General features: G+C 45.8%; 10 protein-coding genes. 9 read left to right on the top strand and 1 reads right to left on the bottom strand.

Annotated features, from left to right (window positions below; translation table 11 throughout):
- Window positions 1-22: 22 nt before the first annotated feature.
- The 6 genes from AC58UW_RS24750 (at window position 23) to AC58UW_RS24725 (ending at window position 6,585) form a co-directional block, all read left to right on the top strand.
- Entirely contained in the window at window positions 23-916 is an 894-nt protein-coding gene (locus AC58UW_RS24750; protein WP_497423237.1) for a hypothetical protein, read from the top strand.
- 110 nt (window positions 917-1,026) lie between these two features.
- Window positions 1,027-2,328: a trigger factor gene (tig, locus tag AC58UW_RS24745; RefSeq protein WP_497423236.1), complete on the top strand. Its 1,302-nt coding sequence runs from the start codon at window positions 1,027-1,029 to the stop codon at window positions 2,326-2,328.
- Between the two features lie 199 nt (window positions 2,329-2,527).
- Window positions 2,528-3,118, top strand: a complete 591-nt coding sequence (gene clpP, locus AC58UW_RS24740; RefSeq protein WP_145661597.1) for an ATP-dependent Clp endopeptidase proteolytic subunit ClpP — start codon at window positions 2,528-2,530, stop codon at window positions 3,116-3,118.
- Between the two features lie 12 nt (window positions 3,119-3,130).
- Complete coding sequence (clpX, locus tag AC58UW_RS24735; protein WP_497423235.1) at window positions 3,131-4,405, top strand: ATP-dependent protease ATP-binding subunit ClpX; 1,275 nt, start codon at window positions 3,131-3,133, stop codon at window positions 4,403-4,405.
- A gap of 98 nt (window positions 4,406-4,503) precedes the next feature.
- On the top strand, window positions 4,504-5,601 hold the full coding sequence (ispG, locus tag AC58UW_RS24730; protein WP_497423234.1) for a flavodoxin-dependent (E)-4-hydroxy-3-methylbut-2-enyl-diphosphate synthase: 1,098 nt from the start codon (window positions 4,504-4,506) through the stop codon (window positions 5,599-5,601).
- A 159-nt stretch (window positions 5,602-5,760) separates the two neighbouring features.
- On the top strand, window positions 5,761-6,585 hold the full coding sequence (locus AC58UW_RS24725; protein WP_497423233.1) for a divergent polysaccharide deacetylase family protein: 825 nt from the start codon (window positions 5,761-5,763) through the stop codon (window positions 6,583-6,585).
- Here the strand turns inward: AC58UW_RS24725 and AC58UW_RS24720 are convergent.
- Window positions 6,572-7,264, bottom strand: coding sequence for an N-acetylmuramoyl-L-alanine amidase family protein (locus tag AC58UW_RS24720; RefSeq protein WP_497423232.1), 693 nt, complete (start codon window positions 7,262-7,264; stop codon window positions 6,572-6,574). The two genes, AC58UW_RS24725 and AC58UW_RS24720, sit on opposite strands and share 14 nt — an antisense overlap.
- Before the next feature lie 214 nt (window positions 7,265-7,478).
- On the opposite strand from AC58UW_RS24720, the gene lonB reads away from it, so the two are divergent.
- The 3 genes from lonB (at window position 7,479) to yihA (ending at window position 12,384) form a co-directional block, all read left to right on the top strand.
- A complete protein-coding gene (gene lonB, locus AC58UW_RS24715; RefSeq protein ID WP_497423231.1) occupies window positions 7,479-9,197 on the top strand; it encodes an ATP-dependent protease LonB in 1,719 nt (572 codons plus the stop codon).
- A gap of 149 nt (window positions 9,198-9,346) precedes the next feature.
- Window positions 9,347-11,692, top strand: a complete 2,346-nt coding sequence (gene lon, locus AC58UW_RS24710; protein ID WP_497423230.1) for an endopeptidase La — start codon at window positions 9,347-9,349, stop codon at window positions 11,690-11,692.
- A gap of 23 nt (window positions 11,693-11,715) precedes the next feature.
- Window positions 11,716-12,384 carry a ribosome biogenesis GTP-binding protein YihA/YsxC gene (gene yihA, locus AC58UW_RS24705; RefSeq protein WP_497423229.1) on the top strand — a complete coding sequence of 223 codons (669 nt, stop codon included), beginning with the start codon at window positions 11,716-11,718 and terminating at the stop codon, window positions 12,382-12,384.
- The last annotated feature ends 197 nt before the right edge of the window (window positions 12,385-12,581 follow it).

Genomic DNA, 12,581 nt, shown 5'->3' with positions numbered 1-12,581 from the left:
GATTCACATAACCGAGCTGTCGATGAATAATGTTATTCTTTTTCCGAAAACAGAGCAATATTACGAAGAGGAACTTACCAAGTTTCTACGAAACGAACAGTATAGTGATGCTCTTCAACTGCTCACATTTCTGCTTCAATTTCCAGCCGCCCAATCGGATAAGATCGAGCAATGGGAAGCACTGAGGATTTGGTTGCAAACCATGTTTCCAGAAGAGTTATTCCCTATGCCAAGTCCATCGGAAGAGGATCTAGAGGGAGAAGAGGATTTATTAAGGCAGTACATAAACGGGAAGTCTTCAGATGACGGCGCATATGCCTTGAAGTTGCTGGACTTGCTGAAAGCAGGTACTTTGGAGCAGCAAGTAAGTAGTCTGGAACAATTGGGCTTTGTCGATCATCCAGGTATAGGCTCGGCTATCAAGGAATGGCTTAGCGAAAGACCGCGGCACCCGCATATTCAGTTCAAGGCGCTGCAGGCGCTGAAGCAAATGGGCGAGCAGGGATTCATTGAGTACCCGAAAAACGGCAAAAAGATCGCTGTCCAGATTGAAGAAACACCGCTATGCCCGGAGGAATTTCCATCCCAAATTCGTGATATGATTCGCAGAGTCGGGGATATTAGTGAGATAAGCCAACCGGATTTTGTTTATTTTGCCAAGCAAACTTGGCAGGAATTTCTGGCCTATGCCTATGGAACAGCAATCTATACGGACTTACTGAAAGCTGAAGAAGGCGCCGTTGACGTATGGGCATCTGCCTTGCATGCCATTCTGCAAGAGCGATTATTCGGTTCTGTTAACAAAGAGGAATTGCTAGATAATTACGGGATTGTTGGGTCGATGACGCTGCAATGGAAGCGGGCACATCTCGTGCTGCAAGCGTTTGTGAAGCAGTTTAACCCGGATCCATCTTAGGGGCGAAAGGCCGCCTTGAAATGAAATTGTTATATGTTATAATAGAATGGTTATAATGAGCGTAACGTGAAAATATGTCATCGTACATTTTTGGAAGGGGAAAGCATAAAATGAAAGCAAGTTGGGAAAAAATAGAGAAGAACGTAGGCGTTCTTGAAGTGGAAGTTGGCGCAGAGCGCGTCGCAGATGCATTGGATAAAGCATTCAAAAAAGTATCCGCGAAAGTAAATGTTCCAGGTTTCCGTAAAGGGAAAGTGCCACGTTCAATCTTTGAAGCTAAATTTGGTGTTGAAAGCCTGTATCAAGACGCACTTGATATCATTTTGCCAGAAGTTTACGTACAAGCGATTGAAGAGGTTAAAATCGAGCCTGTTGATCGTCCAGAAGTAGACGTAGAGCAATTCGGCAAAGGACAAGTTCTGAAATTCAAAGCGAAGGTTACTGTTAAACCAGAAGTAACGCTTGGCGATTACAAAGGCATCGAAGTTGAAGCCGTAGATGCTAATGTAAGTGACGAAGAACTAGACAATGAACTTACTCGTCTACAACAGCGTCATGCTGAACTGGTTGTTCTTGAAGAAGGACAAGCAGCTAACGGTGATGTAGTTGTTCTTGATTTCGAAGGTTTCGTTGATGGCGAAGCATTCGAAGGTGGGAAAGCAGAGAAGTACTCCCTTGAGCTTGGCTCCAATTCCTTCATTCCAGGGTTCGAAGAGCAGCTTGTAGGACTTGGTAAAGGCGAAGAGAAAGAAGTTAACGTTTCTTTCCCTGAGAACTACCACTCCGAAGATCTGAAAGGCAAAGCGGCTGTGTTTAAAGTGAAAATTCACGACATCAAACGCAAGAACTTGCCAGAACTTGATGATGAGTTTGCCAAAGACGTGAGCGAGTACGATACGCTTGTAGAGTACAAAGAAGAATTGAAAAAACGTCTTCAAGAGAGCAAAACAAAAGATTCAGAAGCTGCTCTGGAAACGGCTGTTGTTGATAAGGCTGCTGCTAACGCAGATGTTGAAATTCCAGCATCCATGGTAGAAGCAGAACTTGATGTAATGGTGAAAGAATTCGAAAGACGTCTTCGCTCCCAAGGCATGACGCTTGAGATTTACTTCCAGTTCTCCGGTCAAAACGAGAGCGTGCTGAAAGACCAAATGAGAGAAGATGCTGAAAAGCGTGTTCGTAACAACCTTGTTCTTGAAGCCATTGCAGCTGCAGAAAACATCACAGTATCCGACGAAGAAGTTGACGCGGAACTTGAGAAATATGCACCATCCTACCAAAAAACAACGGCAGAACTTCGTGAGCTGTTTGCTTCTAACGGCAGCCTAGATGGTCTGAGCAATGATCTTGTCATTAGAAAAACGGTTGACTTCTTGCTCGAAAATAGCAAGCATGTTTCCGCAGCAGTATAAATAAGGTAAGTAAAGGCACGTACGTAAGCAACGTGCCTTTCTTTTACCCTATTTTAGCCACAAACTGCCTAAAAACATAAGAATTTCATTGCATACATAGCAGTCTTCTGAAAAAATGACTTTGCTGCTCAAACATGTTAAACTGTTACTGAATCCCAATTTGGAGAACATGGCTTTGGCCACAAAAGGAGTTGGTACAATGAGTCTTATTCCTATGGTTGTTGAACAAGAGGCACGTGGGGAACGCTCTTACGACATCTACTCGCGTCTACTTAAGGACCGCATTATTTTCATTGGGACTGCCATTGATGATGATGTGGCTAATTTGGTCATTGCCCAGCTGCTTTTTTTATCTGCTCAGGATCCCGAAAAGGATATCCACTTATATATCAACTCACCAGGTGGATCTGTAACAGCTGGAATGGGTATCTTCGATACCATGCAATTTATTAAACCGGATGTATCTACGATTTGTGTAGGTATGGCCGCAAGCATGGGGTCCTTGCTGTTAACAGCAGGCGCCAAAGGCAAGCGATACGCGCTGCCGAATGCTGAAGTTATGATTCACCAACCGCTCGGCGGTGTAAGAGGTCAAGCGACCGATATTAAGATTCACGCGGATTGGATTATCAAAACGAAACAAAAACTCAACCAGATTTATGTGGATCGTACGGGACAGCCGCTTGAAAAGATCGAAAGAGACACCGACCGAGATAACTTTATGAGCGCTGATGAAGCGAAGGCATACGGGTTAATCGACGAGGTTATCACTCGAAACGACTTGAAATAAAGGAGTGATCCCATGTTTAAATTTAACGATGAAAAAGGCCAACTCAAATGTTCCTTTTGTGGAAAATCCCAAGACCAAGTTCGCAAGCTTGTTGCGGGTCCGGGAGTTTACATTTGTGATGAATGTATAGAGCTTTGCACGGAGATTGTAGAAGAAGAACTAGGTCACGAGGAAGAACTGGATCTGAAGGATGTTCCGAAACCTAAGGAAATCCGCAACATTTTGGACCAGTACGTCATCGGGCAGGAACAAGCGAAGAAATCGCTTGCGGTAGCGGTATATAACCACTACAAGCGTATCAATTCGCAAAACAAACTAGAAGATGTTGAACTTCAAAAAAGTAACATCGTTCTTCTAGGGCCAACAGGAAGCGGTAAAACGCTGCTTGCTCAAACACTTGCCAAAATTCTGAATGTTCCATTCGCGATCGCGGATGCAACTTCATTGACAGAAGCGGGTTATGTAGGCGAAGACGTTGAGAATATTTTGCTCAAACTTATTCAAGCTGCAGATTACGATGTGGAAAAAGCAGAACGCGGCATTATCTACATCGATGAGATCGATAAAGTAGCGCGCAAATCCGAGAACCCGTCGATTACAAGAGACGTTTCTGGTGAAGGCGTTCAGCAAGCTTTGCTCAAAATTCTTGAAGGTACGGTCGCATCGGTTCCTCCACAAGGCGGACGTAAGCACCCGCATCAAGAGTTTATTCAAATTGACACAACCAACATTCTGTTTATTTGCGGCGGAGCTTTTGACGGTCTGGAGCAAATTATCAAACGCAGAATTGGTAAAAAAGTCATTGGCTTCAGCACAGATGGCATGAAAGTAGATTTGAAACCGGGCGAATACCTATCCATGGTACTTCCAGAGGACCTGCTCAGATTCGGATTGATTCCTGAATTCGTAGGCCGACTGCCAGTTATCTCTACCCTAGAGCCGCTGGATGAAGCAGCACTTGTTCGTATTCTTTCCGAGCCGAAAAACGCGCTTGTGAAACAATACCAGAAGATGCTCGAAATGGATAACGTTTCACTCGAATTCGATGCAGAGGCGCTTGACGCCATTGCAAAAGAAGCGATTAAACGGAATACCGGCGCGCGCGGTCTGAGAGCAATCATTGAAAGCATTATGCTTGACGTAATGTTTGAAGTCCCTTCAAGAACAGATGTCTCCTCATGTGTAGTTTCTAAGGAGACTGTTCAGAACAAACTTACACCTGTGCTGACGACGAAAGACGGCTCACAAGCACAAGCAACAGGCAAGAAAAAAGAAGAAAGTGCGTAACCCATAAATTCATTAACGAACACACAGCCTCCAATCCGGTTTCCTTATGCAGGAAATTGGAGCGGAGGATGTTTGGTGTCATGGGGAGAGAAACCATAATGTTCCATAGAAAAGATACGCGGCCCGTTCGAGTAGGTGACTTAACCATCGGCGGCAGCAATGAAGTCATCATGCAAAGCATGTGTACGACGAAAACAGCGGATGTAAAAGCCACCGTTGCTGAAATTCTTCGTCTGGAAGAAGCAGGCTGTCAATTGGTTCGCGTCACTGTGAACAACAAGGAAGCTGCTGAAGCGATTAAAGAAATTAAGAAACAGATCCATATTCCGCTAGTTTCCGATATCCACTTTGACCATCGTCTAGCGCTTGCTGCGATTGAGAATGGGATCGATAAAGTGCGGATTAATCCAGGTAATATCGGCCGCCGCGAGAAGGTAGAAGCGGTTGTTAAGGCTTGTAAAGATCGCGGGATTCCAATTCGAATCGGTGTCAATGCAGGTTCGCTTGAGAACCATCTTCTGGAGAAGTATGGTTACCCGACGCCGGAAGCTATGGTGGAAAGTGCCTTATTTCATATCAATATTCTAGAAGAACTAGATTTTCATGATATTATCGTCTCCCTCAAAGCTTCTGATGTACCGATGGCGATTGCCGCTTATTCACAAGCTGCGAAAGCATTTAACTACCCTCTTCATCTTGGTATTACTGAAGCGGGAACGCTCTTTACGGGCGCAGTGAAAAGTGCCGCGGGAATTGGAACGCTTCTCAACATGGGAATCGGTAACACGCTTCGTATTTCGCTTAGCGCGGATCCGGTTGAAGAGATTAAGGTTGCGCGTGAGCTTCTCAAAACGTTCGGGTTAATCACGAATGCGGCCACGCTCGTATCCTGCCCTACTTGTGGGCGCCTAGATATTGACTTGTTCTCGATCGCTAACGAGGTGGAGGACTACATTGCCAAGATCAAGGTGCCAATTAAAGTATCCGTCTTAGGTTGTGCCGTAAACGGACCTGGAGAGGCTCGTGAGGCGGATATTGGTATTGCAGGTGCTCGTGGCGAAGGCATGCTGTTTCGTTATGGCGAAATGATCCGTAAAGTGCCGGAGACAGAACTTCTCGCTGAGTTGAAAAAAGAAATTGATATCATCGTCAAAGCCTATGAAGAAACAGGTGTCATTCCTGGTCGTAAGCACTAATTTTCCTTTAACATAAGCAAAGCCGTTAAGAATCCCCATGAGGGCATCTTAACGGCTTTTTGTTATTCAGCGCACGCATATTTGGAGCTCAAGAGAAGCATAATGAGAGAACTGGAAAGCTTGCTCAATTCGCGTAAGTTTTACTATGGATGAAGGAGAATGACCATGATTTTGTTGAAAAAGAGCTCCGCAACGCGGCAAATTTCTCTGGCGGTTACGATGGGTATTTTGCTGCTCCTACTACCCGTACAATCTGGAGCTGCTGATAGCCTGATCCCCAATCAGCCAGTTGTCGAGTCAAAGACGAAAAAGGTCGCCATTGTCATCGATGACTTTGGCAACAATATGGACGGCACAGCAGAGATGTTGGATTTGCCCATTCCATTCACAGTAGCTGTGATGCCTTTTCTTCCCTCAACGAAGCAGGATGCTCAGCTAGCCCATGACAAGGGTCACGAGGTTATCCTACACCTGCCTATGGAGCCTGTGCGCGGTAAGAGGAGTTGGCTTGGTCCAGGAGCCATTACAACGGACTTATCCAGTGAAGAGATTCATAAGAGGATCGTAGCGGCGATTGAGGATGTCCCTTATGCGATAGGCATCAATAATCATATGGGCTCTAAGGCGACAGCCGATGAGAGAGTCATGAATATTCTCGTTGATATCTGCAAAGAGAAAAATCTCATTCTACTGGACAGCCGCACAACACCACATAGCTTGATTGGGAAATTGGCGGGCCAAAAGGGTGTCCCATTTTCGGAAAATCAGCTATTTTTTGATGACCTCTATACGTATAGTCACATTAGCAAGCAGATGGTGAAATTTAAGAAGTTTGTGAAAGATAGAGACCTAGTCATAGCGATTGGACATGTAGGCCCGCCTGGCAAGAAAACAGCCCAAGTCATCAAAGAAGCCATTCCAGCGATTCAGAAGGAAGCAACCTTTGTTCCTCTTTCGCAAACGGTGAATCTTAATGTGAAGTAGAAGTATTTTCGACCATACCAAAGTATTGATCCACGGCACGGGCCACGGCGTCTGCGAGTTTAGCTTGATGGTGAGGGCTATTCAGCAGCTTGCGGTCGGATTTATTAGAAATAAAGCCGAACTCCACGATAACAGATGGGCATTTGGTATTTCGAAGCACATAATATTTTTTCCCGAGAATAGGCAGTTCCTGTGAGCCGTACACGCGATTAAGTGAGGTTTGCAGCAGATTGGCAAGCAGGATACTTTCGGATCGATTTTGGTGAAAAACAAGCGGTCCACGTCGATCTGGCTTGCCTGACCAATTGATATGCATACTTAGCATCATTTTAGGCTTAATCGTGTTGGCGATTCCGGATCGCTGTGCTAAATCTTTGCGATGTCTTCCACCAAAGGACCATTTATTATCTTGGCTTAACGCGTAATCATCGGTTCGATTGATAATGACGCGGTAGCCTTTTTTCTGAAGAAGCTTGTACGTTTTCTTAGAGATTGCTAAGTTCATATCTTTTTCTTGGTATTTACCGTATTTAGCTCCAGAGTCAACGCCGCCATGGCCCACATCAATGATAATATCGGCATAAGGGAGCACGGCATTTCCTGCATAGGCATAGGCATCTGAGCCAGCTGCTGCTAGGAGGCAGAGAAAGAGTAGGGCGATTGTCAATAAGCGCTTCAAAATGCCACATCCTTTTGCATGAAAGGTCATCTCTTATCCTTCTTCATTAAGGGAGCTTACATACGTCATTCAAAAGTTTGCATGGATTGGATTAACCTTCTTTTACACGGGAATAATGGAAGTTATCGCTAAGGTTTACGTACGTTTTGCCAAAGCAAAGATGAACTTACGGATGCAGTTTTGCGAAAGGCAAAACTCTAAGGAGGTATGACAAATGAGTCTAAGTATTATTTTAATGGTAATTCAAGTGTTTTTTGCGGTTGTCATCGGGCTGTATTTCTGGAATTTACTGCGCAACCAACAGACGAATCGTTCTGCTGTCGATAGAGAATCCAGAAAAGAATTGGAGAAGCTCAGAAAGCTTAGATCCATCTCCCTGACTAAGCCGTTATCAGAGAAAACAAGACCTTCCTCCATGCAGGATATTGTAGGGCAGATTGAAGGCTTAAAAGCTCTGAAGGCTGCCCTGTGTGGCCCAAATCCTCAGCATGTTCTGATTTATGGCCCTCCGGGTGTAGGAAAAACCGCTGCTGCCCGCGTCATATTGGAGGAAGCTAAAAAAAATCAAGAATCTCCTTTCCGCCCAGATTCAAAGTTCACGGAAATTGATGCAACAACAGCTCGTTTCGATGAGAGAGGAATTGCCGATCCGCTGATCGGTTCTGTTCATGATCCAATTTATCAAGGTGCAGGCGCGATGGGAGTTGCGGGGATTCCGCAGCCAAAGCCAGGCGCTGTCACCAAGGCGCACGGGGGCATTCTGTTCATCGATGAAATCGGTGAATTGCACCCTACACAAATGAACAAATTATTAAAGGTGCTGGAAGATCGCAAAGTATTTCTTGAGAGTGCGTATTACAGCTCCGAAGATACGAATATTCCAGGTTATATCCATGATATATTTCAAAATGGCCTTCCTGCGGATTTCCGTTTAGTGGGGGCAACGACCCGTACGCCAAGCGAGATCCCTCCGGCTATTCGTTCACGGTGTTTGGAAATCTTTTTCCGTCCGCTTTTACCGGAAGAAGTAGGAGAGATTGCACGTAAAGCTTTGGACAAGATCGGCTTTAAGAAATGCGAAGCTGCCGTTGGGGTTGTCATGAAATATGCAACGAACGGTAGAGAAGCTGTGAATGTCATTCAACTGGCAGCTGGTATAGCTTTAACGGATAAAAGAGATGAAATTACGGCCTCCGACATAGAATGGGTTGTAAATTCATCACAAATTCCTCCCAGACCTGAACGTAAAGTGCCTGCCCAACCGCAAATTGGATTTGTTAATGGGCTAGCTGTTTACGGACCTAATTTGGGCACCCTACTTGAAATTGAAGTGTCCGCCATTCCGATTGCCGTCGCAGGTACAGGGAAATTCAACATCACAGGTGTTGTGGATGAAGAAGAAATGGGAGGAGGCTCACGGACGATTCGCCGAAAAAGCATGGCTCGCGGCTCTGTGGAGAATGTGCTAACTGTCCTTCGCAAGCTCGGATTTAATACCTCCGATTATGATCTGCATATTAATTTCCCTGGCGGTGTGCCGATTGATGGGCCTTCTGCCGGTATTTCAATGGCAACAGCTATCGCGTCAGCGATACATAGGATTCCAGTCGATAACAAATTGGCCATGACGGGTGAAATGAGCATACATGGGAAAGTCAAACCGGTTGGCGGCGTAGTTGCGAAAGTTGAGGCAGCGTTCCAAGCTGGAGCGACTAAAGTTATCATCCCCAAAGAAAACTGGCAAGAGATGTTTGCTGATTTGCCAGGTGTTGAGGTAATTGCTGCAGAGTCCATTGAGGAAGTATTGAGTGTCTCACTGGGAATTGAGCTTCATGACAATGTCATTCCTTTGCCTTTTGCCGCAGAAAGAACAATTGCTTCATCAACATTACCGATTCTGCATGCGAATTCACAGCATACGATTGATTCGTAAGTCCAAGTTGCAATTACCTTACATGTCGCGTTAGATGCCAATTGGTGTTTTCTGTGCAGTTTTGATAAAATGTAAAGGGCAACGGATGAATACAATAATGAGAGACTTTGAGCAAGGCTCAAAGCTCCCTATATATGGAGGTGCAGAGGATGGGACCCGGAAAAATCAAGGTGCGCAGATTGCCGCTATTGCCTCTAAGGGGACTGCTGGTTTATCCGAGCATGGTTCTACATCTGGATGTAGGGCGGGAAAAGTCGGTTAAAGCATTAGAGCGGGCAATGGTGGATGACAGCATGATACTCCTCTGCTCTCAATCTGAGATCAACATCGAAGAGCCTTCCAAAGAAGATATTTATCGCATCGGGACGATTGCTAAGGTGCGGCAAATGCTGAAGCTGCCGAATGGAACCATTCGTGTCTTAGTAGAAGGCGTGTTGCGTGCTGAGATTGTAGAGTACCTCGTGAATGATGAATACTACGAAGTTACAGCCAGAGAGCTGCCTGAGCAAGAAATAACGGATCCAGAGATTGATGCGCTGATGCGTACCGTCCTGAATCAATTCGAGCATTATATCAATTTGTCCAAAAAGGTAACGCCGGAGACGCTCGCGGCTGTATCGGATATCGATGAGCCAGGCCGTTTGGCTGATGTGATCTGCAGTCATTTGTCGCTCAAAATTAAGGATAAGCAAGACATTTTGGAGACCGTGGATGTGCGTGAACGGCTCGAGAAAATGCTTAATATTCTCAATAATGAGCGAGAAGTACTCGAGCTGGAGCGCAAAATCAGTCAACGTGTCAAAAAGCAAATGGAGAAAACGCAGAAGGAATATTATCTTCGCGAGCAGATGAAAGCGATCCAGAAGGAGCTTGGCGACAAGGAAGGCCGTGCAGGCGAAGTAGATGAGCTGCGGAGTCAATTAGCGGAGGCTGAGCTGCCTGACAAGGTGCGTGAGAAGGTCGAGAAAGAAATCGATCGTCTGGAGAAAATGCCGGCAACCTCTGCTGAGGGTGGCGTTATTCGCAACTACATTGATTGGCTGCTCGGACTGCCTTGGTCCAAATCAACCGAGGATGATCTTGATTTGAACGTAGCTGAAGAAATTCTCAACGAAGATCATTTCGGACTTGAGAAGCCGAAGGAGCGCGTGCTGGAGTACTTAGCCGTACAGAAGTTGGTTAAGAAGCTGAAAGGTCCTATTCTTTGTCTGGTGGGTCCGCCAGGGGTTGGTAAAACATCCATCGCCCGTTCTATCGCAAGATCCATGGGCAGACAGTTTATCCGCATCTCGCTCGGCGGTGTGAGAGATGAAGCGGAGATTCGCGGCCATCGCCGCACGTATGTTGGAGCTATGCCCGGCAGGATCATCCAAGGGATGAAAAATGCAGGAGCCAATAATCCCGTTTTCTTATTAGACGAAATTGATAAAATGGCCATGGATTTCCGCGGCGATCCCGCGTCGGCGCTGCTGGAAGTTTTGGATCCCGAGCAAAATAGCACTTTTAGTGATCATTTCATTGAAGTTCCGTTTGACTTGTCCAATGTCATGTTCGTCACAACAGCTAATGCGGTTCACAATATTCCGCGTCCTTTGTTAGATCGGATGGAGGTTCTTTACATCCCGGGCTATACGGAAATTGAGAAAATGCAGATTGCCAAGAAATATTTGCTGCCGAAGCAAAAGCGAGATCATGGTTTAGAGGAAGATCAGCTCCTGGTTGATGACTCCGCTTTGATGAAAATCGTGCGTGATTACACAAGAGAAGCCGGCGTTCGTAATTTAGAGCAGCAAGTTGCGGGTATGAACCGCAAAGCGGCCAAAAAAATCGTGTCCGACCCGTCAACACCCGTGCATGTAACGGAAGAGAACTTGAAGGACTATCTAGGTCCAATTAAGTTCCGGTACAATGTAGCGGAAGAGAAGGATCAGATAGGAGCGGTTACAGGGCTTGCTTGGACGGAAGTCGGTGGAGACACCCTAGTCATTGAAGTGACAGTGATGCAAGGCACAGGCAAACTGACATTGACGGGTAAGCTCGGGGATGTCATGAAGGAGTCCGCACAAGCAGCGTTCAGCTACACTCGAACACGCGCTGATGTGCTTGGCATTGCTCCTGATTTCCACGAGAAGAACGACATCCATATCCACATACCAGAGGGTGCAATACCAAAAGACGGTCCTTCCGCTGGAATAACGATGGCAACCGCGTTGATTTCGGCTTTGACGAATATCCCGGTTTCCCGCTCTGTTGCGATGACAGGTGAGATCACGCTTCGCGGCCGCGTACTGCCAATCGGAGGACTGAAAGAAAAGGCGCTCGCTGCACATCGAGCTGGTATTCGTACCATTCTGCTGCCTCAGGACAATGAGAAAGATATCGTAGAAATTCCAGAAAGTGTCCGCGATGAGATGACCTTTATACCGGTCAGCCATATGGATCAAGTGCTTGAACATGCACTTGTGAAGAATAGGCCGCCAGCTCATGTCGGATAACCATAGAAAGTAGTTGAACATTCTTGAAAGTCAATCAAGCTGAGTTTGTTATCAGTGCGGTTGGACCTAGCCAATATCCAGAGGATGCCTTGCCGGAGATTGCTCTGGCAGGGCGTTCTAATGTCGGGAAATCCTCGCTCATTAACTGCCTGATCTCCCGTAAGAATTTGGCTAGAACCAGCTCCCAACCGGGTAAAACCCAAACACTGAACTATTATAAGATAAATCAGGACTTATATTTTGTAGATCTTCCCGGTTACGGCTACGCGAAAGTATCCAAAACAAAACGTGAGCAATGGGGTAAATTCATTGAGAGTTACTTAATGAATCGAGAAACGTTGCGTCTTGTCATGCAGCTAGTGGATTTAAGACATCCGCCTTCTAAGGATGACCAAGCGATGTATGAGTGGCTAAGACATAATGACGTGCCTGTTCTCGTAGTTGCAACGAAAGCAGATAAGATTCCAAAGAGCCAATGGGCCAAGCATCTAAAAATCGTGAGAGAAACATTAGGAATGGATAAAGGCGTTCAGCCACTTATGTTCTCCTCCGAGCTGACGCTTGGGAAGGACGAGCTATGGGGGATCCTGGAGCAAGCAATTGCCTATGGAGAACCGGAAGCAGATTCAGTTGAAACCCGTGCTGAAGCAAATGAAACAAACGAAGAAACAAGTCAACGAGAGCCGTCCTGATTCAAAGGGCGGTTTTTTGTGTATGTAGGAGTAAGAAGCCGAAAGAGAGAGGAAATCAAGAAGAAGTACACAGGAAAGTGAGGTTTTCTAGGGAAAATTTACTGGCATTCCGTATTTCCTTGGTTTTTTCAGAATATTTGGCGGATTATCATGAAATGCGCGCAGGAATATTAATGCCGCTTGTAGTATAATAATAA

The sequence above is a fragment of the Paenibacillus sp. J22R160 genome (genome assembly GCF_059692135.1).
This window is presented reverse-complemented; position numbering and strand designations above follow the sequence as displayed.